20 protein-coding genes, 1 tRNA gene and 1 pseudogene are annotated in these 21,490 nt (G+C 69.2%); 12 read left to right on the forward strand and 10 right to left on the reverse strand.

What is annotated here, in order from left to right; genetic code table 11:
- From HUV06_RS06290 to HUV06_RS06315, 6 genes are all read right to left on the reverse strand, one after another.
- Positions 1–882: MFS transporter (locus HUV06_RS06290; RefSeq protein WP_174300422.1), on the reverse strand; the 882-nt coding region annotated here is incomplete at its 3' end.
- A 175-nt stretch (positions 883–1,057) separates the two neighbouring features.
- Positions 1,058–1,870, reverse strand: coding sequence for an MBL fold metallo-hydrolase (locus HUV06_RS06295; protein ID WP_174300423.1), 813 nt, complete (start codon positions 1,868–1,870; stop codon positions 1,058–1,060).
- Positions 1,867–2,646, reverse strand: coding sequence for a TatD family hydrolase (locus HUV06_RS06300; RefSeq protein ID WP_174300424.1), 780 nt, complete (start codon positions 2,644–2,646; stop codon positions 1,867–1,869). The genes HUV06_RS06295 and HUV06_RS06300 overlap by 4 nt, the downstream gene beginning before the upstream one ends.
- Complete coding sequence (locus tag HUV06_RS06305) at positions 2,640–3,659, reverse strand: DNA polymerase III subunit delta' (protein WP_174300425.1); 1,020 nt, start codon at positions 3,657–3,659, stop codon at positions 2,640–2,642. Before HUV06_RS06305 ends, HUV06_RS06300 begins: the two co-directional genes overlap by 7 nt.
- A complete protein-coding gene (gene tmk / locus HUV06_RS06310) occupies positions 3,659–4,297 on the reverse strand; it encodes a dTMP kinase (protein WP_174300426.1) in 639 nt (212 codons plus the stop codon). The genes HUV06_RS06305 and tmk overlap by 1 nt, the downstream gene beginning before the upstream one ends.
- A gap of 47 nt (positions 4,298–4,344) precedes the next feature.
- Positions 4,345–5,322, reverse strand: a complete 978-nt coding sequence (locus tag HUV06_RS06315; protein ID WP_254600912.1) for a septal ring lytic transglycosylase RlpA family protein — start codon at positions 5,320–5,322, stop codon at positions 4,345–4,347.
- Between the two features lie 174 nt (positions 5,323–5,496).
- On the opposite strand from HUV06_RS06315, the gene HUV06_RS06320 reads away from it, so the two are divergent.
- Together HUV06_RS06320 and HUV06_RS06325 are read left to right on the forward strand one after the other, a co-directional pair.
- A tRNA-Ser gene (locus tag HUV06_RS06320) sits at positions 5,497–5,586 on the forward strand.
- Positions 5,587–5,738: 152 nt separating this feature from the next.
- Positions 5,739–6,131, forward strand: a pseudogene (locus HUV06_RS06325) (MucR family transcriptional regulator); the annotation flags it as partial.
- A 175-nt stretch (positions 6,132–6,306) separates the two neighbouring features.
- On the opposite strand, the gene HUV06_RS06330 reads toward HUV06_RS06325, so the two are convergent.
- Entirely contained in the window at positions 6,307–7,011 is a 705-nt protein-coding gene (locus HUV06_RS06330; RefSeq protein WP_174300429.1) for an RlmE family RNA methyltransferase, read from the reverse strand.
- Positions 7,004–8,107, reverse strand: coding sequence for a Ppx/GppA phosphatase family protein (locus HUV06_RS06335; protein WP_174300430.1), 1,104 nt, complete (start codon positions 8,105–8,107; stop codon positions 7,004–7,006). The genes HUV06_RS06330 and HUV06_RS06335 overlap by 8 nt, the downstream gene beginning before the upstream one ends.
- A 132-nt stretch (positions 8,108–8,239) precedes the next feature.
- Between HUV06_RS06335 and hspQ the strand changes: the two genes are divergently transcribed.
- The 3 genes from hspQ (at position 8,240) to HUV06_RS06350 (ending at position 11,104) form a co-directional block, all read left to right on the forward strand.
- Positions 8,240–8,569: a heat shock protein HspQ gene (gene hspQ / locus HUV06_RS06340; RefSeq protein ID WP_174300431.1), complete on the forward strand. Its 330-nt coding sequence runs from the start codon at positions 8,240–8,242 to the stop codon at positions 8,567–8,569.
- Between the two features lie 87 nt (positions 8,570–8,656).
- The gene (gene phhA / locus HUV06_RS06345; protein ID WP_174300432.1) at positions 8,657–9,532 is read left to right on the forward strand and encodes a phenylalanine 4-monooxygenase; all 876 of its coding nucleotides are present in this window, start codon (positions 8,657–8,659) and stop codon (positions 9,530–9,532) included.
- Positions 9,533–9,670: 138 nt separating this feature from the next.
- The gene (locus HUV06_RS06350; protein ID WP_174300433.1) at positions 9,671–11,104 is read left to right on the forward strand and encodes a DHA2 family efflux MFS transporter permease subunit; all 1,434 of its coding nucleotides are present in this window, start codon (positions 9,671–9,673) and stop codon (positions 11,102–11,104) included.
- Here HUV06_RS06350 and HUV06_RS06355 read toward each other — a convergent pair.
- Positions 11,101–12,459: a HAMP domain-containing sensor histidine kinase gene (locus HUV06_RS06355; RefSeq protein WP_174300434.1), complete on the reverse strand. Its 1,359-nt coding sequence runs from the start codon at positions 12,457–12,459 to the stop codon at positions 11,101–11,103. The two genes, HUV06_RS06350 and HUV06_RS06355, sit on opposite strands and share 4 nt — an antisense overlap.
- A gap of 24 nt (positions 12,460–12,483) precedes the next feature.
- Positions 12,484–13,167, reverse strand: coding sequence for a response regulator transcription factor (locus HUV06_RS06360; protein WP_174300435.1), 684 nt, complete (start codon positions 13,165–13,167; stop codon positions 12,484–12,486).
- 207 nt (positions 13,168–13,374) lie between these two features.
- Between HUV06_RS06360 and HUV06_RS06365 the strand changes: the two genes are divergently transcribed.
- The 7 genes from HUV06_RS06365 to HUV06_RS06395 all read left to right on the forward strand — a co-directional run bounded on the left by HUV06_RS06365 (position 13,375) and on the right by HUV06_RS06395 (position 21,178).
- Positions 13,375–14,031, forward strand: a complete 657-nt coding sequence (locus tag HUV06_RS06365; protein ID WP_174300436.1) for a cytochrome c3 family protein — start codon at positions 13,375–13,377, stop codon at positions 14,029–14,031.
- Positions 14,028–17,081: a 4Fe-4S dicluster domain-containing protein gene (locus tag HUV06_RS06370; protein ID WP_174300437.1), complete on the forward strand. Its 3,054-nt coding sequence runs from the start codon at positions 14,028–14,030 to the stop codon at positions 17,079–17,081. Before HUV06_RS06365 ends, HUV06_RS06370 begins: the two co-directional genes overlap by 4 nt.
- A 169-nt stretch (positions 17,082–17,250) precedes the next feature.
- A complete protein-coding gene (gene nrfD / locus HUV06_RS06375) occupies positions 17,251–18,621 on the forward strand; it encodes an NrfD/PsrC family molybdoenzyme membrane anchor subunit (RefSeq protein WP_174300438.1) in 1,371 nt (456 codons plus the stop codon).
- Entirely contained in the window at positions 18,618–19,142 is a 525-nt protein-coding gene (locus HUV06_RS06380) for a DUF3341 domain-containing protein (protein ID WP_174300439.1), read from the forward strand. Before nrfD ends, HUV06_RS06380 begins: the two co-directional genes overlap by 4 nt.
- A 140-nt stretch (positions 19,143–19,282) precedes the next feature.
- On the forward strand, positions 19,283–19,750 hold the full coding sequence (locus HUV06_RS06385) for a cytochrome c (protein WP_217433662.1): 468 nt from the start codon (positions 19,283–19,285) through the stop codon (positions 19,748–19,750).
- Positions 19,750–20,790, forward strand: coding sequence for a hypothetical protein (locus HUV06_RS06390; protein ID WP_174300441.1), 1,041 nt, complete (start codon positions 19,750–19,752; stop codon positions 20,788–20,790). The genes HUV06_RS06385 and HUV06_RS06390 overlap by 1 nt, the downstream gene beginning before the upstream one ends.
- Positions 20,780–21,178: a hypothetical protein gene (locus HUV06_RS06395; RefSeq protein ID WP_174300442.1), complete on the forward strand. Its 399-nt coding sequence runs from the start codon at positions 20,780–20,782 to the stop codon at positions 21,176–21,178. Before HUV06_RS06390 ends, HUV06_RS06395 begins: the two co-directional genes overlap by 11 nt.
- Positions 21,179–21,490 lie beyond the last annotated feature (312 nt).

Raw genomic sequence — 21,490 nt, forward strand, 5'->3', positions numbered from 1 at the left:
ACCCTGCACCTCCGACAGGAAGTTCACCGGCAGCTGGGAGGAGGAGAGGCTGACGATCACGAACAGCAGCAGGATCGACACGCCATAGGCGAGGTTGCGCCGCCCGAGCAGCTGCAGCTTGATGAGCGGGAGCTCGTGGAACCATTCGTTGACGGCCAAGAGGCTGATGGCCACCACGCTCAGCAGGCCCAGGATGCAGATCAGGGGCGAGTTGAACCAGTCCAGCCGGTCGCCCTGCTGCAGTAAGGTGGTCAGCGAGCCGAAGCCGACGACGATGAGCAGCGCTCCACGCCAGTCGGCCTTGTGGAAGCGCTCGTACTGCGGCGGGTCCTTGGGCATGCCGTACCAGACCAGCGTCGAGCTGATGGCGCAGAACGGGATGACCTGCAGGAAGACGAACCGCCAGTCCAGGCCATCCACCCACAGCGCAGCCACGCCTGTACTGAGCGCCGGGAAGAAGGTGGCCGTGAGCGCATAGGCGGCCAGGCCGAACAGGCGGATCGGCGGTGGCAGGGCGCGGAGCGCCGTCACCATCAGCAGCGGGATGGTCAGGCCGCCGGACAGGCCCTGCAGCAGGCGAAAGCTGTAGAGTATGGCAAGGTTCGAGCTGGTCAGAATGAGCAGCGACGAGGCGAAGCACAGGCCGATGGCGAAGAGGGCGAAGCGGCGCAAGGTGAAGGTCACCGAAAGCCAGGGGGCCATGGACATGCCGATGGCTTCACCCGTGATGTAGAGGCTGGACAGCCACTGAGCCTGATCGTGGCTGAGGCCGAGGCCGCCCTGGATATCGGCGAGCGCGGCGCTGCTGACCAGAGAGTTGAGCTGGGTGGTCATGGTGGCGATCAGGATGCCGGCCAGGGCGATGATGAGCTTGACGTCCATCAGCGGCGCGGTGTCCGGCTGCAGATGCGGGGCGCCATCACGTGTCCATCACCGCCCAACCCGTCGGAAGCGCCGGATCGCGCCCCTCCCTAGCCGCCTGGGTGTCCGAACCGCAACGCAGAATGATCAGACCGGCGCATCTTCTCCATCCCTACGCGGGAAGGAGAACGTGCCTTCAGGCGTCCGTCTCGATCACCATGCCGTCGTAGGCGGGCTCGACGCCGGGCGGCAGGCGTCCGCTCAGTTCGTTATAATCAAGGTCGCTGTGCAGGTTGGTCAGCACGCCGCGGGCGGGCTTCAGCTCAGCGATCCAGGCCAACGCCATTGCCACGTTCGCATGAGTGGGATGCGGGGTGTCGCGCAAGGCGTCCACGATGAACACCTCGACCCCAGCCAGCGCCGCCATGGCCGAGGGCGGCAGCGCCACCACATCGCTGCAATAGCCCACCGGGCCAATGCGATATCCCACAGAGCGGATGGAGCCGTGGTCCTGGTCGAAGTTCAGGATCGGAATGGCGCCCGATGGTCCTTCGATCGACCAGGGCCGGTGGTGCGGCGGCAGCACCCGCGGATCGCAGATGGCCGGATAGCCGCTGCGGGTTTCGAAGATGTAGTCGAACCGCCGCATCAGCGTCTCTGTCGTCGCCGGATCCATGTAGCAGGGCGTGCGCTTGCGGCTGGTCAGGAAGAAGACCCGCAGGTCGTCGATGCCGTGGGCCTGGTCGGCGTGATCGTGGGTATAGAGCACCGCATCCAGCCGTCGCACCTCGGCCGCCGAAGTCTGATACCGCAGGTCCGGCGAGGTATCGATCAGCACGGTGGTCTCCGGCCCATCCGGCTGATCGGCGGTCTTCTGCACCAGCATGGAGCAGCGGGAGCGGCGGTTCTTGGCTTCGGCCGGGTCGCAGCGGCCCCAGACCCCGTCCGCCCTTGGCACCCCGCCGGAAGAGCCGCACCCCAGAATGGTGAAGCGCAGGCGACCGCTCATGGGCGAAGCGCCTTGTCGAACAGGTGGAAGAACGCGTCGGTGGTGCGCGTTTCCGCCTCCACCAGCGACCAGCCGCGGATGTCGGCGAGGCTGGCCAGGACGTGGGGCAGATAGGCGGGCTCGTTCCGCCTTCCGCGCATCGGGACCGGCGCCAGGTAGGGGCAGTCCGTTTCCACGATGATCCGGTCGAAAGGCATGTCGGCGATCACCTTGCGCACATCCTCCGCCGCCTTGAACGTGGCGATACCGGACACCGAGAACCAGGCGCCAAGCGCCGCCGCCCGCCGCGCCAGCTCCGGCCTGCTGGTATAGCAGTGCATCAGCAGCTTGAAGGGTTGCTTGCGATACGCGGCCTCCAGCAACTCGCCCATGTCGGCGTCGGCCTCGCGGGTGTGCACCACCAGGGGCAGGCCGCAGGCCTGGGCGGCGGCGATGTGGGTGGCGAACACGGCGCGCTGTTGCTCGCGTGGGCTGAGGTCGTAATGATAGTCGAGCCCCGTCTCGCCGATTGCTACTACCCGCTCGCCGCGGGCGAGATCTACGAGGGCTTCAGGCTGCAGATCCTGATAGTCCTTCGCTTCGTGCGGATGGACGCCCACCGTGCACCAGATGTCCGGCTCGGCCTCGGCGATGGCTTGGACGGTGGGGAAGTTCGACAGCCGGTCGCAGATGGTCAGCATCCGCGCCACCCCGGCCTGGCGGGCGCGGGCGATGACCTCCGCCCGGTCCTCGGCGAAGGCGGAGGCGTGCAGGTTGACGTGGCTGTCGATCAGCATGGCGCCGGGCCTTCCCGGCGGACGGTGGCGCGCAGCTCGGCCAATAGGCTCCAAAAGGCGTCGGCGCGGTCCAGGTTCAGCGCCTCCACCCGGCCCGGCAGCTCGGCCGTCCGCTCCCAGAGGCTCGCCCATGAGTCGGCTGCGCCGCCGTCGGATGCGCCCAAGGCCGCGATGCGCAGGCGCTCGCCCAGCCGCTCCAGCAACAGGGCGAAGGTCTGCGCTCCTTCCGCGCCCCGGAACCGGTCGGCCAGACGAAGGGCGTCAGCGTCGCGCTGGGGGCCCGCAGTCGCGCTCAACAGCTCGGCCGCGGTGTCGTCTAGCGCGAGGGCCTGCGCGGCGGCGAGCGATAACACCCGCCCCGGCGCGCCGCCTGCCATCTGGGCTAGGCGGGCGGCATGGCTGTGATCGAGCTGCAGCCGCTCCCGGGCGAACTCCGCCAGCGCCGCCTCCGGCCATGGCGCGAAGGCCAGGCGGCGGCAGCGGGAGCGGATTGTCGTGAGCAGTCGCCCCGGAGCATGGCTGACGAGCAGCAGCACGCCGCGCCCGGACGGTTCCTCCAGCGTCTTCAACACCGCATTGGCGGCGTTGACGTTCAGGTCGTCGGCGGCGTCGATGATGGCGATGCGGTAGGGCGACAGCGCCGGGGCCTTCGAGAAGAACTCCGGCAGGCGACGTGCTTCGTCGACGGGAATGGACTTGCGCGCCGCAGCGCCCTCCACGTGCCGCTCCAGCACCATCAGGTCCGGATGCGACTGGGCCGCGACCATGCGGCTCACCGGATCGTCAGACGTCTGGCCGAGCGGCCCTGACGCTGGACTGTGGCGCGCCCCGAGCAGGTGGCGGGCGGCGCGATACGCGAAGCTCGCCTTGCCGATCCCCTGCGGCCCGGTGAACAGCCAGGCGTGGTGCAGACGGCCTTGCATCAGGGCGTCCTCGAAGGCTTGGGCCGGAGCGTCCACCTGGTCCAGGTGGAAGCTGTGGCGGGGATGGCCCGGCCCGGCTTCGGCGGCCATCAGGCCGCCTCCGCCAACAGCCGCCCACTCACCGCCACCCAGACCTGCTCGGCCACCTGCTCCGACGAAGCGGCGGCGTCGATGACGACGCAGCGACGCGGCTCGCTGCGCGCGATCTCCAGGAAGCCCTGCCGCAGGCGCTCATGGAAGGCGCGTCCCTTGCGCTCGAACCGCTCTTCTCCGCCGCCCCGGGCGGCAGCGCGCGCCAGCCCCTCGTCCACCGGCAGGTCGAGGATGAGCGTCAGCTCGGGGCGGCCGTCGCCGAGCACAGCTTGCTCCAGGGCCGTGATGAAGCCCGCCGAGATGCCGCCACCGGCGCCTTGGTAGGCGCGGGTTGAGTCGGCGAACCGATCGGTCAGCACCCAGGCGCCGCGGGCCAGCGCCGGACGGATAAGACGCTCGAGGTGATCCTCGCGGGCGGCGTAGAGGATCAGAGTCTCCGACATGGGCGACCAGCGGTCAATGTCTCCGCACACCAGCAGGTCGCGCAACGCCTCCGCTCCCGGCGAGCCGCCCGGCTCGCGCGTCAAAATCACCTCACCCACAAGGGGCGAAAGGCGATCGGAAAGGCGGCGGATCTGCGTGGTCTTGCCCGCGCCCTCCCCGCCTTCGAAGCTGATGAACCGTCCACGCACCACGCCCTGTTGATCGCCTCACCTGGCCGCGATGGCAAGCTCAGAGCCGCCTACGGCGCGACCACCTTGGCGTCGGGAAAGCCCAGGGCGACGATCTGCGAGCGGCCGGCGGCGGCGTCCGTGGCTTGGCTCCAGCCGCCGGCCACCACGACGCGGTAGAGCACCTCGCCGTTCCGGTCGAGCGGACGGATGCTGGCGGCGCCGGCGGTCGCTAGCCTCCGGGCGGCGCGCTCGGCGTTGCCTCGATCGGAGAAGGCGCCGGCCTGGACGGCGAACCCTCCACTGGACGCCGGTGACGAGGCTGGTGCAGGCGCGCCGTCACGCAGAAGCGGCGCAGGGCTGTAAAAGTCTGTAGACGTCACGGGAGGCGGCGACCCCTCGTCCGGCGTCTGGCTGGCGTCTTCAGCGACCTCCGCCGCAGCGGACGCGCTGGCAAGCGGACGCACCTGGATGTCGTCACGCGCGAGCAAGACGTTGGGAGCAGCCACACGCACGGTCGGCCGCGCCGGCTGTGCATCAGCCCACATGGGCGTGTTTCCGCGGTCAGGCGGACCGGCCGGTCCAAGATAGCGCACCCGCACACGTGCTGTGCCCCGCTGCAGGAAGCCAAGCTGCTCGGCCGCGCCCCGCGACAGGTCCAGGATGCGGCCCGACACAAACGGCCCGCGGTCGTTCAGCCGCACCTTCAGGCTGCGGCCATTGTCCAGATTGGTGACCTCCAGCCAGCTCGGGATCGGCAGGGTGGTGTGGGCCGCCGTCGGGACGCGGATGTCGAAGCGCTCTCCGTCGGCCGTGGTGCGGCTGGGCGACTCATAGCTGTACCAGGAGGCCAGCCCTACCTTGTCATAGCCCGGCTGGTCCGTCGGCGTATACCAGCGCCCGCGCACCTCGTAGGGCCGGTTATAGGCGCGCGGCCGGCCATCGGAGAGCCGCGACACGCTGGTGGGCGGCGGGGCGGTGGCGCAGGCAGCCAGGCTCAGCGCCGCCGAGACGACGGCCAGCGCCGCGCTTACGCGCCCAACCCTCATGCGAACAGGCCGGCTGGCCATCCCGCCTCCACGCACCGCCGTTGGGCCGGTCTATGCGCAGCATGGCGGCAGGATGCTGAAAACAAGGTTAGCGACGCCTCGCCAAGCTCATCTGGAAGGCTGTGCTTGCCCCCTCGCGCCTGAGGCCCACGCCTGCTAAGAGCCGCGCCTCCCGGACGGGTGGCCGAGTGGCTTAAGGCAGCGGTCTTGAAAACCGCCGTGGGTGCAAGCCCACCGTGGGTTCGAATCCCACCCCGTCCGCCAAAAGGCGTCCGTCTGCAAGCAGAGGGCGCACCGGTATACATGCGCTCTTGCTAGATTGCAGAAAAGATAGTTTATCTGCCGTGTATTTCGAGTTCGGTATGGCTTTCAGCGCGGCGTCCCCCCTTTAACCCCAGTTTTGTAAGAAGGCTCGCATGGCCGAGAATCCAGAAGCGGTTGAGCTCACCGCCGACATCGTTTCCGCCTACGTCAGCAACAACAGTGTTGGAGCAACCGAGCTGCCCCAGCTGATCCATCAGGTGCACGCGGCCTTGACGCAGGCGGCCACCGGAGCGCCGGCCGAGGCCGCGGCCTCATTGACGCCTGCCGTGCCAATCAAGAAGTCGGTGACACCGGACTACCTGATCAGCCTTGAAGACGGGCGCAAGTACAAGTCGCTGAAGCGCCACCTGAACACTCGCGGGCTGTCCCCGGAAGACTATCGCACCAAGTGGGGTCTGGCGAAGGACTATCCGATGGTGGCGGCCAACTACTCGGCCCAGCGCTCCAGCTTGGCCAAGACGCTAGGGTTAGGACGGGGCGGCCGGGACGGGGGAGCGGCGACGGACGTGGCGCCTGCGGCGACCGAGGCTCCTGTCGAGGCCGCCCCCGCGGCGCCTGATGCGCCCCCGCCCGCGAAGCGCGGTCGCCGCAAGGCGGCCCCCGCAAGCTGATTTCGATCCTGGCCGCTGAGCTCTGATCTCCGACGAGGCGGTCTTCGGATCAGCAGCGCTTCAGCCCGGTAGCCACCAGGAAGATTTCCGAGCTGTCGGCCCGGCTCGCCTTGGGCTTGACGTGCTTTATGTCCGTGAAGGCGAGCTTGAGCTGCTGAAGCACGTCGCCCGCCGCGCCACCCTGAAAGGTCTTCACGACAAAGCCGCCGCCGGGCTTCAGGTTGGCGACGGCGAAAGCGGCGGCCGCCTCGATCAGGCCGATGATCTTGAGCCGGTCGGTCTCACGGTGGCCGGTGGTATTGTGAGCCATGTCGCTCAGAACGAGATCGGGCGCCCCGCCAAGCGCGGCGAGCAGCTGGTCGCCCACGCCGGCTGCGGTGAAGTCGGCCTGGATCAGGTGGGCGCCTTGGATCGGCTCGATCTCCAGCAGATCCACGCCCGCCACCAACGCCGCGCCCCGCTTCAGCGCGACCTGCACCCAGCCTCCCGGAGCGGCCCCCAGATCCACCACCCTCATTCCAGAGTGGATCAGGTGGAAGCGGTCGTCGATGCCGGTCAGCTTGAACGCGGCGCGGGAGCGCCAGCCCTCGGCATGGGCGCGCTGCACGTAGGGATCGTTCAGCTGGCGCTCCAGCCAGTGCTGGGAGGAGGCCGTATGGCTGCGCGCCGCCTTCAGCCGCTGGCCAACGCTGCGGCCGGAACTCTCCCCGCCGGTGGGCGGCCGCACCATGCGACGGCGCTCGTCATCAGCCATGGGTGAGGTCCGCGAGCCCGGTTTGGACAGACCGGCAAGTGGCGTGGCGATCCTGACGCGCCTGGGCCATGAGCGACAACAGTATGCCCTCGCGCAGCCCTCGGTCTGCGACGCGCACGCGTTCGCAGGGCCAGAGTTCCTGCACGGCCTGGAGAATGGCCGCCCCGGCCAGCACCAAGTCGGCGCGGTCAGGTCCGATGCAGGGCTCCGCCGCCCGAGCGCCGGGCCCCAGCTGCATCAGCCGCCCAGCCGCTGCAGCGCAGTCGCCCTGGCTGAGCCAGAGACCGTCGACGCGGGCGCGATCGTAACGCTTCAATCCGAGGTGAAGCCCCGCCAGGCTGGTGATTGCGCCGGATGTCCCGATCAGGTGGCCGCGGCCTGCCGTGAAGATGGGGCGCAGATGGTCGGCATGTCGGAAGCCGGAGAGGTGGACCTTCATCGCCTCCACCATCTGGCGGAACCAGGCTTCCGTTGCTGGGGGGGTTTCCGGAAAGCGCTCAGCCAGGGTCACGACGCCCATGGGCACGGAAAGCCACGCCCGGATGGGCAGACGGTCGGGCCTGAGCTGGTCGCCATGGCGACGCAAAGCTCCATCTCGCAGGTCCACCCAGGAGAGTTCCGTCGAGCCTCCGCCCACATCCACCACGAGCGCCGCTGCGGTGCTGTGGTCGATCAGGTTGAGGCACCCGACCACCGACAGCTGTGCCTCTTCCTGCGGGGTGATTATCTCAAGCTCCAGGCCGGTATGGCGCCACACCTCGGCGATGAAGGCGGGCCCGTTTTCTGCCTGGCGGCAGGCCTGGGTGGCCACCGCGCGCACTGGAGAAGCCTCCCGACGTGCGATCTTCTCCGAGCAGATGCTGAGAGCGGCCAGCGTGCGCTGCATGGCCGTTTCGTCCAGCCGTCCAGTTTGGGACAGGCCCTGGCCCAGACGTACGATGCGCGAAAATGCCTCGACGATCCTGAACCCCCGCCCTGCGGGCGTGGCGATCAGCAGGCGGCAGTTGTTGGTGCCGAGGTCCAGGGCGGCGTAACAGGGCTGTTCCCGCCTGGATGGTCGGGCGGAGGATCGCTGGCTCGCCGCCGCCTCGGACATCATCTCTCCCGCAGGGCCACCCGGCCCTGCTTGATTGAACACGATTGTAACAAACCTGATCCCAGGCGCGAGCCCCAACTTGGCTCCCAGCCGTTCATCAATCAGTCACCACGTCTATCCGATGCTGGCCGAATGGACGTTCAAAGCGCGAAGTTCAGTCTGGGCCAGGTGGTCAAACACCGTCTCTTCCCCTTTCGCGGCGTCATCTTCGATGTCGATCCGGTGTTCGCCAACACCGACGAATGGTGGCTTTCGATCCCCGAGGGCGTGCGTCCCAGCAAGGACCAGCCCTTCTATCACCTGCTCGCCGAGAATGAGCAGAGCTGCTATGTCGCCTACGTCTCCGAACAGAACCTGCTGCTGGACGACAGCGGCGAACCCGTGGGCCACCCGGGCGCCGCCGAGATGTTCGCGCAGTTCAGCGGCGGCGAGTACCGGTTGAGACATCAGGCGGCCCACTGAGCCCGGGGATTTTTCGCCATGCCGGTCACCATCGCCTTGTGCGCGCATTAGGCTGTCGGGCTTGAAGCCATTGAGCAGGCGTCGAACATGAGCGCGGATGGCTTCAGCGGCGGCCCCCCGCCCGGCGCGGCGGCGGACTGGACAATCGCCCAGGGTTGGAACGGCTATACTACCGAAGAGCACAGCACTTGGCTGACGCTTTATGATCGTCAAATGGCCGTGCTGCCCGGGCGCGCCTGCAACGCCTTCCTGCACGGGCTGGACGCGCTGGACCTGCGGGGCGAGGGCGTGCCGGATTTCACCCGGATCAGCGAGCGGCTGCAGGCGCTGACCGGCTGGTCAGTCGTGGCCGTGCCGGGCCTGATCCCCGACGACGTCTTCTTCGACCATCTGGCGAGCCGGCGGTTTCCGGCCGGCAACTTCATCCGCAAGCCACACGAACTCGACTACCTGAAGGAGCCGGACGTCTTCCACGACGTCTTTGGCCATGTGCCCATGCTGACCGACCCGGTGTTCGCCGACTACATGGCCGCTTACGGCCGCGGCGGCGCGCGGGCCTTGCAGCTCGGCCGGCTGCACAACCTGGCGCGACTCTACTGGTACACGGTGGAGTTCGGGTTGATGCAGTCGGCGGCTGGCCTGCGCATCTATGGCGCGGGCATCGTCTCCTCCCGCACCGAGTCGGTTTTCAGCCTGGAGGATGGCTCCCCCAACCGCATCGCCTTCGATCTGCAGAGGGTGATGCGCACACCTTATCGCATTGACGACTTCCAGCAGACCTACTTCGTCATCCCGTCCATGGATGAGCTTTTGGATGTGACCCAGCATGACTTCGGTGCGCTCTATACGGCGCTGGCCGGCGCCAAGGATATCGCGATCACGGACCTTGCACCCGGCGACCGCGTGATCACCCGTGGCCACCAGGAATACGCCGCCAGCCGCGCCCCAGCCCAGCTGGTCTGAGCGCAGGACCCAATCGCCCGGAGGCCATTTTCCCGGTCAGAGTCTCCCCATCGCAGCGCGAGCGCCTAAGTAGGCTGCGTGGACCAAACCCGATTCGTGAGCACCGTCGGTGCGGACACCGGTTCAGTCGAACCGACGATGGCGCCTCCCGTCGAGCGGCCGAGGGCGCAGGCGCCCGCGACCCGCACCGGCTTCGCCGCCAACGCCGTGCCGCTGGCGGTAGCCAGCGCGCTATTCATGGAGTTCATCGACTCCACCGCCCTGTCGACCGCGTTACCGACCCTGGCGCGAGCCTTCCACACCGATCCGGTCCACCTGAAGCTGGCCCTGACCTCCTATCTGCTGGCGCTCGCGGTGTTCGCCCCCGCCAGCGGATGGGTGGCGGACCGGTTCGGCGCCAAACGGGTGTTCCTGAGCGCCATGGTCGTGTTCCTGGCAGGGTCGGTCTGCTGCGGCCTGTCGCATGGGCTGGGCGAGCTGGTGGCGGCGCGGGTGCTGCAGGGCATGGGCGGGGCGATGATGACACCCGTCGGACGGGTCATCGTGGTGGACGCCGCGCCGCGGGACCGATTCGTGTCGGCCATGTCCTGGTTCACCATGCCCGCACTGGTGGGGCCTCTGCTCGGCCCGCCGCTGGCGGGTCTGGTGCTCGGCGTGGCGAACTGGTCCTGGATCTTCTACATCAACATCCCTGTAGGACTGGTCGGGATGATCGCGGTGGCCCTGCTGGTGCCGGACAGCCGGCGACCGAGCCCGGGCCGGTTCGATGGCTGGGGCTTCGCCTTGGCGGCCTTGGCCATCGTCGCGCTTACGTCGGTCTCGGAGACGGCGGGCACAGGTCTTGCACCCTGGCCGGCGGAGATCGTGGGCGTCCTGGTCGGCGCGGCCGCGCTCGCCGTCTTTATCCGCCATAGTCTGCTGGCTGAACATCCCGTGCTGAACCTGCGCCTTCTCCGCGTGGCGAGTTTCCGAGCCAGCGTGACGGGGGGGACGCTGGTCCGGCTGGGTCTCGGGGCGACGCCGCTGCTCCTCCCGCTGCTGCTGCAGATCGGGCTAGGCTGGTCGCCGGTGAAGGCTGGGCTGATGACCATCTCCCAGGCGGCGGGCGCACTGTTGCTCAAGCCGATCGCGCCGGCGCTGCTGCGACGGGTCGGCTATCGCCCTGTGCTCATCGTGTCGGCGCTGGGCGCCGCCATCTGCGTCTGCCTGCCGGGGCTCTTCCGGGCCGACACGCCCGAGGTGCTGATCGTGCTGCTTCTGGGCGTGTCCGGGTTCCTTCGAAGCGCCCAGTTCACCTCGTCCAACGCCCTCAGCTATGCCGACGTGGAGCGGGGCGAGGTCAGCCAGGCCTCCACACTCGCGACCGTGATCCAGCAAGTGAGCATGAGCCTGGGCGTCAGCATCGGCGGCCTGACCCTCCACCTGGCCCGGGGCTCCGGCACGCTGACACCCGACCGCTTCACGATGCCCTTCCTGGTGATCGGCCTACTGTCGCTACTGGCCGTCCCGATCTATCTTCGCTTGCCTGCAAATGCAGGCGCGGGCATCGGCGGCAGGGCGCCGGCCGCCTAGACGCGGCGGATCCCCAGCACGGCCCTCAAGCCGGGATGATTATCCTCCAGGCGCAGCACGCCCCCGTGCAGCTTGGCGCAGGCGGCGACGATGGCCAGCCCGAGTCCCGAGCCTCCCGTGCTACGCGCGGGGTCAAGGCGGACGAAGCGTTCCTGCACCCGTCCGCGCTGGTCCTCCGGCACGCCGCCGCCCGTGTCGGCCACCACGATGTCGACGGTCTCCTCCCCTTCCTCCACCGACACGCGCACCACCGTGTCGGAGCCCGCATACTGGGAAGCATTGTGCAGCAGATTTCCCACGGCCTGGCGAAGCAGCGGCTCGTGACCATGAGCGATCACCGGGTGCGGCGGGGCGTGGAACACCAGCTTCTGCTCCGCGTCCTCGATGACGGGGGTGAAGAAGTCGGCCAGCTCCTCAACCAGTGCGGCCACGTCGACGCGCACCATCATCTCTCGTGACAGGCCGGTTTCAGCGCGGGCGATGTCGAGCATGGCCGACAAGGTGTTCAGGGTGCGCTCCACCTCGTCATGAGCGACCTCCACCGCGTCCATGCGCTCGTCCTCGGTTGCGCCCTCGTGCATGGCCCGGGCCAGAGCGCCCATGACCCGGGTCAGCGGCGAGCGCAGGTCGTGGGCCAGGCTGTCCGTAACCGTGCGCATGCCGGTCAACAGTTCCTCGATCCGCTCCAGCATGGCATTGAGCGAGACGCCCACTCGTCCGAACGGATCGCGGCCATCCGCCACCGGAGACCGGGCTGACAGGTCTCCAGCTGCAATTCTCTCGGCGGTGTTGGCGATGGCGTCGACCCGCTGCAGGATCAGGAAGTTCATCACCAGCCCGGCCGCCAGCCCGGCCACAGCGACGATGCCCACCGCCGAGGCGAAGCCGTAGAAGATCGATCGTTCGAACTTGCGCAGGTTGGACAGGCTACGCCCCACGACCAGCACCGCTCCGTCCCCTAGCGTCGAGCCGATGACGTGCACCGTGTAGCGGGGATGAACGCCCACCCGGAGCACCCTCCAGTCGGCGTTGCGGAACGCCGGGTTGAAGCTGGTGAGATCGCCGGCCAACGCCTGGCCCTTCGCGTCGAATAGGCCGAAATGCTCGCCGGCGGTCGCGAACAGCGCCCGCCGGGTCACACCGGCGGCGAGGGTGTCCAGCCCCTGCTCCACGTCCACCTGCTCGAGCAGGTCACGCTCGGCCAGCGCCTCCGCCCGCTCCTGGTCAGAGATGATGCCCCCACCGGTGCGATAGACCACGATCAGGGCCGCCGCGCTCGCGGCCACCGCCAGCACCGCCACGAACAGAAGGAAACTCGACGGGGTCAGCCGCCGAAGGCCTGAGGCCTGGCTCACGGACGGGCGCTCACCACATCGGGCTCACGGCTGCTCGGAAAGCCGGTAGCCCACGCCGCGCAGGGTGTGCAGCAGCGGGCGCTCGAATCCGTCGTCCAGCTTCTTGCGGAGTCTCGAGATGTGGGTGTCGATGATGCTGGTATGTGGGTCGAACCGATAGTCCCAGACCTGCTCCAGCAGCATGGTCCGGGTCACCACCCGGTCCTTGTGGCGGAGGAAATATTCCAGCAGCTTGAACTCCCTCGGCAGCACGTCGAGCGCCTTGCCGGCGCGGAACACCTTGCGCGCCAGCAGGTCCATCTCGAGATCTGCGCAACGCAGAACCGTCTCCACCGACCGGCCGGCACGCCTGCGCACCAGGTTCTCGATCCTGGCGTGGAGTTCCGAAAAGCCGAAAGGCTTGGTCAGGTAGTCGTCGCCTCCGGCCCGCAGGCCGACCACGCGCTCGTCCAGCTGGCCCAGCGCCGACAGGATCAGGATGGGGGTCTCCACACTCGCGGCGCGGAGCGCCTTGACCACGGACAGACCGTCCATGCCCGGCAGCATGCGGTCCATCACGATGGCGTCGAAGCTGGAGGAGGAGGCCAGATACAAGCCATCGCGGCCATCGGGCACATGCTCGACGGTGTAGCCGGTCTCACGCAGCCCCTTGGCCACGTAGTCCGCCACCTCCGCGTCGTCCTCGACCACCAGGATACGTCCGCTCACCGGGTCCCCATCACTTTTGGCTAGCGGCCGGGCCGCCCCTTGGCTACGACCTTGTCCGACCCCGCCGACAGTGTCGAGCGGAGTCGGACGGCGCTGGCGGCTCGAGCGTTTGTCGCGAGCGGTTTTCGGGGGCGAACGTTGAGGGGCGGGCACGAACCGGCGTCAGCCTTCTTCATCGGCGCCCCGCGTGTCCCGACCTGACCTCCGATGGCCCAGCTCTTCCGGCCCGGCGCCAACACGATCGCCCGGATCATAATGATCGCCATCGTCGTGCTGCCCTTCGCGGGCTTCGGCCTGGCCTACGCCATGCGCAAGGCGCCCTACTCCACCGATCAGGGCTACACGCTGGATCAGCCGGTTCCGTTCAGCCACAAGCACCATGTAGGCGACCTTGGCATCGACTGCCGCTACTGCCACACGGGCGTGGAGGACAGCCGCTGGGCCGGGCTTCCGCCCACGTCCACCTGCATGACTTGCCACTCCCGGATTTGGACCAACGCCAAGCTCCTGGCGCCTGTGCGTGAGAGCTTCGCCCACAACACGCCCATCCATTGGTCCAAGGTGCACAAGCTGGCGGACTACGTCTACTTCGACCACTCCATCCACGTGGCCAAAGGGGTGCCCTGCTCCGCCTGCCACGGGCCGGTGCACCAGATGGCGCTGATGAACCAGAACGCGCCGCTGACCATGGGGTGGTGTCTGGACTGCCACCGCAATCCCGGCCCGCGGCTCGCACCCAAGGCCGCGGAGTTTAATACCGCCTGGACCCCGGCGGATGCGCCGCTTGGAGCTGCGCGCGCCTACCTGGCTAATCGCCACATCCAGGTCTCTCACCTGACCGACTGCTCGGTCTGCCATCGGTGAGCCGCTTCACCCTCATCGAGGCCACCGGCCGGCCCACAGCGGCGGCCCCGGCGCCTGCACCGCGACGGGCGCTGGACCGGCGTGAGGCGCTGGCCCTGATGACGGCCGGGGTAAGCCTGGCGATGGCCGGGTGCGGGCGCCCGCACGAGGAGATCATCCCCTATGTCGACCAGCCCGAGGGACTGACGCCGGGCATATCGCAGCGCTACGCCACCACCCTGCCGCTGGCGGGCTACGGCCGCGGCGCCATGGTCGTCGCCAACGACGGCCGGCCCACCAAGATCGAGGGCTCGCCCAAGCACCCCTTCAGCCTGGGCTCCACCGACGTGTTCGCCGAAGCGGAGGTGCTGTCCCTCTACGATCCCGCTAGGCTGCAGACGGCGATGGAGGGTTCGCTCCCGTCGTCCTGGAACGGGCTTGACGCCGCGCTGCTCCCCCGCCTCGCCCAGCACAAGCGCCAGGGCGGCCAGGGCCTGACCCTGCTTACCGGCCGCATCACCTCACCGACGGAGCTGCGCCTGATCAAGGCGCTGCAGGCGGCCTACCCGGCGATGAGCTGGCGCCGCTTCGAGCCGGTGGACGACGACAGCGTCCGCGCCGGCGCGATGCGAGCCTTTGGCAGGCCACTGACGGTCCGCCCGCGCCTGCAGGACGCCCAGGTGGTGCTGGCGCTGGACGCCGATCCGCTAGGCCCCGGCCCGGAGCAGATCGCCAACGCCCGGGCCTACGCCGCCCGCAGGAAGCCCGGCGAAGCCGGCTTCTCCCGCTGGTACGTGGCGGAGGGCGGCTGGACCCTCACCGGCGCCAACGCCGACCACCGGCTGGCCCTCCGCCCCGACGCCATCGCCGACGTGGCCCTGGCGCTCGCCGCAGCGCTGGACCACGGCGGCGCGCATCCCCCGCTTACGCCCGAAGCGCAGCGCTTCGTGGCCGCCGCCGCCGCCGACCTGAAGGCCGACGCCGGCCGCGCGGTGGTGCTGGTCGGCCGCAGCCAGCCGCCGGAAGTGCATGCCCTGGTCCACGTGCTAAACGCAGGGCTCAAGGCGCCCGTGGACGCCCACGCCCCCGTGGACCCGCACCCGGACGGCCACATGGCCTCGCTGCAGGCGACCGTGGCGGACCTGCGCGCCGGCCACGTGCAGACCCTTATCGTGTTCGGCGGCGACCCCGCCTACGCCGCGCCCGCTGCACTTCAAGTCGCGGCGGCCATCGCCAAGGCGCCCTTCAGCGTGCACTTCAGCGAGCACGTGAACGACACCTCCGTCGCCTGCCAGTGGGGCGCGCCGCTGTCCCACGCCCTGGAGAGCTGGGGCGATCTCCGCGCCCCGGACGGAACCGCCAGCCTGGTCCAGCCCCTGGTCCGCCCCCTCTACGACACCCGCACCCGCGCCCAGGTGCTCGACGCCCTCGCCGCCGCCGCCGTGCGACCGAGCGCCCGCGATCTTGTTTGCCAGACCTGGGCCACCCAGGATGGGGCGACCGGCGCTCCGCGAGTGACGAATGCGCAATCCTCTCCAGCGGCAGGCGCCAGCCGCGGACCTGGAGCGGGCGCGACGACGGCCACCGTCGGGCTGACCACGCCCCAGAGTGGTCGCGGCGCGTCGGGTCTCGACGAAGGCGACGCAGGGATTGATCTAAACGCTACAGCCTTCGACCGCTTCTGGACGCAGGCGCTCACCGATGGGATCGTGGCGAACACCGCAGCCGCAATCACGGCGGCTCCAGCCGCCAGGGCTTCGGTCTTCCAGCCGCGACCGGCTTCCTCGAGCTTCCTCCTGGCGCTGGCTCCTGACCCGACCCTCTACGACGGCGCCCGGGCCGAGAACGCCTGGCTGCAGGAGTGCCCCAAGCCGCTGACCGCCGAGGTCTGGGGCGCGACCCTGGCCATCTCCCCCGCAGACGCCCGCGCCCACGACCTTACGGACGGCGACAATGTGCGCCTGTCGCGGGGCGGCCAAAGCGTCGTCGCGCCGGTGCGCGTCGCCGCCGGCCAGGCGCGGGGCGTACTCAGCGGCTTCATCGGCGGCGGCCGGCGCCAGGGTGGCCCCATCGGGAGCGAGGTCGGCTGGGACTTCGCCGCAGTCCGCGATGTCGCCAATCCTTGGCTGAGCGCCGTCACCCTCGAACGTGCGCCCGCCCACGGCGAGGCGCCGCACTTCCAGGCCCTGCACAGGCTTGATGGCGACGCCCGCGAGCTGTCGCCGGAGATCACCCTGGCCGCCCTGCCCGGCCTCGCCAGAAGCCCGCTGGAGAAGGCCCCCGAGCCGCCCTCCATGCTCCCCAAAGCGGAAAGCTGGGCGCCCTCCTGGGCCATGGTGATCGATGCGGAGCTGTGCATCGGCTGCAACGCTTGCATCGTCGCCTGCCAATCGGAGAACAACGTGCCGGTCGTTGGCCCGCACGAGGTGGCGCGGGGCCGCGACATGCACTGGCTGCGCATCGACGCCTATGACGTCGGCCAGGCGGACGAGCACCGCCCCGCCTTCCAGCCCGTCCCCTGCATGCAATGCGAGCACGCGCCCTGCGAGCCCGTCTGCCCGGTGGAGGCCTCGATCCACGACCACGAGGGCCTGAACGACCAGGTCTACAACCGCTGCATCGGTACCCGCTTCTGCCAGTCCAACTGCCCCTACAAGGTGCGGCGGTTCAACTACTACGGCTACAGCCACGACCAAGCCTACGGGAACATGGGCGAGGAGTCGGTCAAGGCCCAGCACAACCCCGACGTCACCGTGCGCGCCCGCGGCGTGATGGAGAAGTGCACCTACTGCGTCCAGCGCATCAGCCAAGCGCGCCGCACCGCCGAGAAGGCGGACCGCGAGATCGGCCCCCACGAGGTGGTCACCGCCTGCCAGTCCAGCTGCCCCACCCAGGCAATCAGCTTCGGCGACCTGGAGACGGCGGCGTCGGGTATCGCCGACCTGCGCAAGGAGCCTCGGCACTACGCCCTGCTGGGGGACCTGGGGACGCGCCCGCGAACGACCTATTTGGCGCGGGTGCGTAATATGAACCCGGCGCTCGGAACGGCTGCCGGGGAGATCACCTCGTGAGCATCGCCGCCGGTTGTCGATCCTCCCCTCTCGGGGGAGGAGGACCGCGAAGCGGTGGAGGGGGCTACGCAGCGCTTGCCGGAAGGCCCCCTCAGTCGGCTTCGCCGACAGCTCCCCCACCGGGGGAGCATCCTGGCCTCGGCGCCACAGTTCGCAAGGCGCGGGACCTATGACCCTCGCCGCCCCGCAGCACCGCTGGATCGACGCCTCCGTCGACACCTGCGAGCAGGTCAACGCGCTGATCGCCGAGCCCGTGATCGGCCGCGCCAGCTGGCGCCCCGGCCGCTGGCGCAATTGGTGGGTCGCGCTGGCCTGCGCCGCCCCCTTCGCACTGGCCTTCTTCGTGGGCCTGTACTGGGAGCTGGACCAGGGCGTCGGCGTGTTCGGCAACAACACCACCATCGTGTGGGGCTTCCCCATCGCCAACTACGTCTGGTGGATCGGCATAGGGAACGCCGGCACCCTGATCAGCGCCTTGTTATTGCTCACCCGCCAGCCTTGGCGCGCCTCGATCAACCGCTTCGCCGAGGCGATGACCCTGTTCAGCGTCTCGATCGCCGGCATCTTCCCGATCATCCACCTCGGCCGGCCGATGTTCTTCTACTGGTTGGCCCCCTACCCCAACGTCATGGGGCTGTGGCCGCAGTGGCGGAGCGCGCTCGTCTGGGACTTTTGGGCCATCCTGTCCTACCTGCTGTTCTCGGTGACCTTCTGGTACGTCGGGCTGATCCCCGACCTCGCGACGCTCCGCGACCGCGCCCACCACCCGCTGGTGCGCAAGCTCTACGGCGCCTTCGCACTCGGGTTCCGCGGCTCGGCCTGGCAGTGGTCGCTGCACCAGGGCCTATACAGGACCATGGCCGGCCTGGCCGTGCCGCTGGTCTGCTCGGTGCACTCGATCGTGGGGCTGGACTTCGCAGCCTCCTTGATGCCCGGCTGGCAGGAGAGCCTGTTCCCGCCCTATTTCGTGGTCGGGGCGATGTTCTCAGGCTTCGCCATGGTGATCATCCTGGGAGCGCTGATCCGCCATGCGCTTAACCTGAAGTCGCTGGTCACCGACCGGCACTTCGACGCCATGGCCAAGATCACCGTGGCGGCCGCCTGCATCATGGGCTTCGGCTACGCCACCGAGTGGTTCATGAGCTGGTACAGCGGCGAGCGGGCGGAGCGGAGCTATCTCGCCTATGCGCTCACCGGCCACTACTGGCCGCTCTACGCCCTGATGATGCTGGGCAACGTCTTCCTGCCTCAAATCCTGTGGTTCAAGCGCGCCCGCGCCAGCCTGCCCGCGCTGATCACCGTGGCGGTGGGCGTGCTGATGGGCATGTGGTTCGAGCGCATCCTGATCATCTGGAACACGCTCGGCCACGGCTACCTGCCCACGCTGTGGCGGGTGTTCTGGCCGACGGTGTGGGACTACGCGGTGATGGCCGGGTCAGTCGGCTTCTTCATCACCCTGTTCCTGCTGTTCGTGCGCATCCTGCCCTCCATCTCCATGTTCGAGGTGCGCGAGCTGGCCATGCAGGAGCGCGACGCATGACCCGCGCCCTGCTCGCCGCCTTCACCGGACCGGATCGCCTGCTGAAAGCGGTGGAGATCGAACGCGACGCCGGCGTCCCGGCGCTGGAGGCCTTCACGCCTTATCCCATTGAGGGCCTGTCCCAGGCGCTCGGCCAGGGCGCCACCAACATCCCCTGGTACATGCTGGCGGGCGGACTGGCGGGCGCGGCCGGCATGTACCTGATGGAGTGGTACAGCGCCGTCTTCGCCTACCCCTTCAACCAGGGCGGCCGGCCGACCAACAGCTGGCCGGCCTTCCTGCTGGCGCCGGTGGAGATCGGGGTGCTGGCCGCCGCGATCACCGGCTTCGTGGTCTTCCTGCTCAAGGGGGGCCTGCCGCGCCTGAGCCACCCGCTGTTCGAGCACGCCGCCTTCGAGCGCGCCAGCCAGGACCAGTTCCTGCTGGCCGTGCGCGCGCCGGGGCCGGGAGACGCCGCCGCGCTCGCCCGACAGCGCCTGTTCGACGCCGGCGCGGTGTGGGTGGAAGAGGTGGAGCTGTGAGGCGCCTCCCCCGGTCATCCCGGAAAGCGCGTCAGCGTTTGTCCGAAATCCAGGGCCGGCGCCTCGCACCCTCCGTCCCGGCTCTCCGCTTCGCTGCGGCCGGGATGACAGTCTTCGGACTGGTCGGCTGTGACCTCACCATGACCAAGCAACCCAAGTACGGGCCGCAGGCGGCGGCCGCCCTGTTCGCCAGCGGGACCTCCGCCCAGGCGCCGCCCGAAGGGACCGTCGCGCAAGACACCCAGTCCCTAGCTCAGGCCTCATCCATCCCGCCGCCCGTCACCCTCGCCCTGGTCGAGCGCGGCCACGAGCGGCACGACATCTTCTGCAAGCCCTGCCACGGGGCCAGCGGCGCCGGCGACGGGACCATCGTGGCGCGCGGCTTCCCGCCCCCGCCGCCCTACTGGGACGCCCGGGTGGCCGCCGCCACGCCCGCCCACCTGTTCGACGTGATCACTCATGGCTACGGCGTCATGTACCCCTATGCCGAGCGCATTCCGCCCGCCGATCGCTGGGCCATCGTCGCCTATGTCCGCGCGCTCGAGGTCGCCCACGCGCAGGGCGCGCCGGACGTGCAGCCGCCCGCCGGTTCGCACGGAGGCCGCTGATGAGAGGTGCCCGCCTGATCACGCTAGGCGTGGGCGCGCTGGCCTTCCTGGGCTGGACGGTGATGGCGCTGGCCACGCCGGCGGCGGCGCTGCAGGGCTGGCTGATCGGCTTCGTCTTCGTCTCGTGCCTGTCGCTGGGATCGCTGGCCATCGTGCTGATCCACCGGCTTACAGCCGGCGCTTGGGGGGCGGCCTTCGCGCTCGAGCTGGCGCCGGCCGCCCAGCTCACTCCGCTGCTGCTGGTCTTCGTCCTGCCCGTTCTGTTCGGGCTAGGCCTGATCTATCCCTGGGCGCACACGCCGATGATGGTCGAGCCGGGGGTGCGGCGCCTCTATCTCAACCCGCCGCTGTTCTGGGCGCGCACCCTGATCGCGCTGGGCGGCTGGAGCGCCATCGCTCTGTCGCTGGACCGGATCGAAGGTCCGCGCGGACGGCTCGGCGCAGGCCTCGCCCTGGCCTTCCACGGGCTGGCGGTGAGCGTCGTGGGGGTGGACTGGATGCTGTCCATCCTGCCGAGCTTCACCTCCTCCGATTTCGGCATGGCGCTCGTCGTGCAGCAGCTGATGGCCGGCTTCGCCTTTGCAGCCCTGCAGGCGCGAAAGCCCGCTCCGGACGCGGCCTCAGGCGATGTGGCCGGCCTGCTGCTCGCCACCATCATCGGGCTGACCTACCTGGAGTTCATGAGCTATCTGGTGATCTGGTACGGCGACCGGCCGCCGCTCGACGCCTGGTACATCCCTCGCATCAGCCCCGCCTGGCGCGGCTTCGTCTGGGTGTCGCTGGCCTGCGGGATCGCGGCCTTGACCCTGTTAGCGGTCCGGCGGAGGTTCGGGACGCACCGAGCCCTGGCGTGGGCCGGCGGCGTCAGCCTGGTCGGCCTGCTGAGCTACCAGACCTGGCTGCTCGCGCCGGGCTTGGGCGCGGCCTGCCTGCTCCCCGCCATACTGGCTTTGGTGGCCATGGGCGGGGTGTGGCTCGCCCTTGCCGGCGGCGTTCCGCGCCTGGAGCTCAAGCTGGGAGCCCTTGTCCATGAGCGCTGACGCCCCTGTCCGCGGCAACCCCCACGACAGGCTGGACGTCGAGGACGGGCTGGAGCCGCCGACGATCCGCGCAGGGCTGATGGTGGCGATCGCAGCCGGCGCAATCGTCTTCATCATGGTGTCGATGATCCTGCTGATGGGCTTCCTGCGCTGGCGGCTGGCGAACGGCGGCCCCGATGTCGCCCACGTCTTCCCGACGCCAAGGCTTGAGACCAGCATCGACCCGCGGAACATGCCCTCTACGCCCGAGCCCGGACCGGCTCCCCCCGTCGTGCGCCACCCGCCCATGGAGCCTGAGCAGGACCTGCAGCGCGCCATGCAGGCCGTCGTCGTCAGGGGCGAGCACGCCTACGACCCCGTCGCCGCCAGCGGGAACGTCGCCCAATGAGACCGACGGCGCCCGAGACCGACGACCGCAGACTCCCATCCTCCCCGTTCACAGGACAGCGATCCCCTATCGGCTCCCTTCCCCCTCGATGGCGGAAGAGTCGAGGATGGGGGTGGGTGCACGACGTGTGTGGAAGAGGGCGGGAGGCGCCTCCAGAGCCTTCTGCCTCAGCCGCAACGCGAACGCCCTTCCCCCTGCCCCTTCCCCATCAAGGGGGAGGGATCGCTCTAAATCCATTGAACGCAGACGCTGTTGGTCTCACACAAGCAAGCGTCGCGATGCTGCTGGCGGGCGCTCTGGCCGCCGTCGGAG

The organism is Caulobacter sp. S45 (genome assembly GCF_903642205.1).
Taxonomy (GTDB): domain Bacteria; phylum Pseudomonadota; class Alphaproteobacteria; order Caulobacterales; family Caulobacteraceae; genus CAHJWH01.

Bases quoted from the DNA above. Each gene is read 5' to 3' on its own strand.
- HUV06_RS06390 (WP_174300441.1), top strand. From the start codon at position 19,750: ATGAGAGGTGCCCGCCTGATCACGCTAGGCGTGGGCGCGCTGGCCTTC.
- HUV06_RS06380 (WP_174300439.1), top strand. From the start codon at position 18,618: ATGACCCGCGCCCTGCTCGCCGCCTTCACCGGACCGGATCGCCTGCTG.
- HUV06_RS06315 (WP_254600912.1), bottom strand. From the start codon at position 5,322: ATGAGGGTTGGGCGCGTAAGCGCGGCGCTGGCCGTCGTCTCGGCGGCG.
- HUV06_RS06350 (WP_174300433.1), top strand. From the start codon at position 9,671: ATGGCGCCTCCCGTCGAGCGGCCGAGGGCGCAGGCGCCCGCGACCCGC.
- hspQ (WP_174300431.1), top strand. From the start codon at position 8,240: ATGGACGTTCAAAGCGCGAAGTTCAGTCTGGGCCAGGTGGTCAAACAC.
- HUV06_RS06330 (WP_174300429.1), bottom strand. From the start codon at position 7,011: ATGGCTGATGACGAGCGCCGTCGCATGGTGCGGCCGCCCACCGGCGGG.
- HUV06_RS06365 (WP_174300436.1), top strand. From the start codon at position 13,375: ATGGCCCAGCTCTTCCGGCCCGGCGCCAACACGATCGCCCGGATCATA.
- phhA (WP_174300432.1), top strand. From the start codon at position 8,657: ATGAGCGCGGATGGCTTCAGCGGCGGCCCCCCGCCCGGCGCGGCGGCG.
- nrfD (WP_174300438.1), top strand. From the start codon at position 17,251: ATGACCCTCGCCGCCCCGCAGCACCGCTGGATCGACGCCTCCGTCGAC.
- HUV06_RS06305 (WP_174300425.1), bottom strand. From the start codon at position 3,659: ATGGCCGCCGAAGCCGGGCCGGGCCATCCCCGCCACAGCTTCCACCTG.
- HUV06_RS06335 (WP_174300430.1), bottom strand. From the start codon at position 8,107: ATGTCCGAGGCGGCGGCGAGCCAGCGATCCTCCGCCCGACCATCCAGG.
- HUV06_RS06395 (WP_174300442.1), top strand. From the start codon at position 20,780: ATGAGCGCTGACGCCCCTGTCCGCGGCAACCCCCACGACAGGCTGGAC.
- HUV06_RS06295 (WP_174300423.1), bottom strand. From the start codon at position 1,870: ATGAGCGGTCGCCTGCGCTTCACCATTCTGGGGTGCGGCTCTTCCGGC.
- HUV06_RS06300 (WP_174300424.1), bottom strand. From the start codon at position 2,646: ATGCTGATCGACAGCCACGTCAACCTGCACGCCTCCGCCTTCGCCGAG.
- HUV06_RS06385 (WP_217433662.1), top strand. From the start codon at position 19,283: ATGACCAAGCAACCCAAGTACGGGCCGCAGGCGGCGGCCGCCCTGTTC.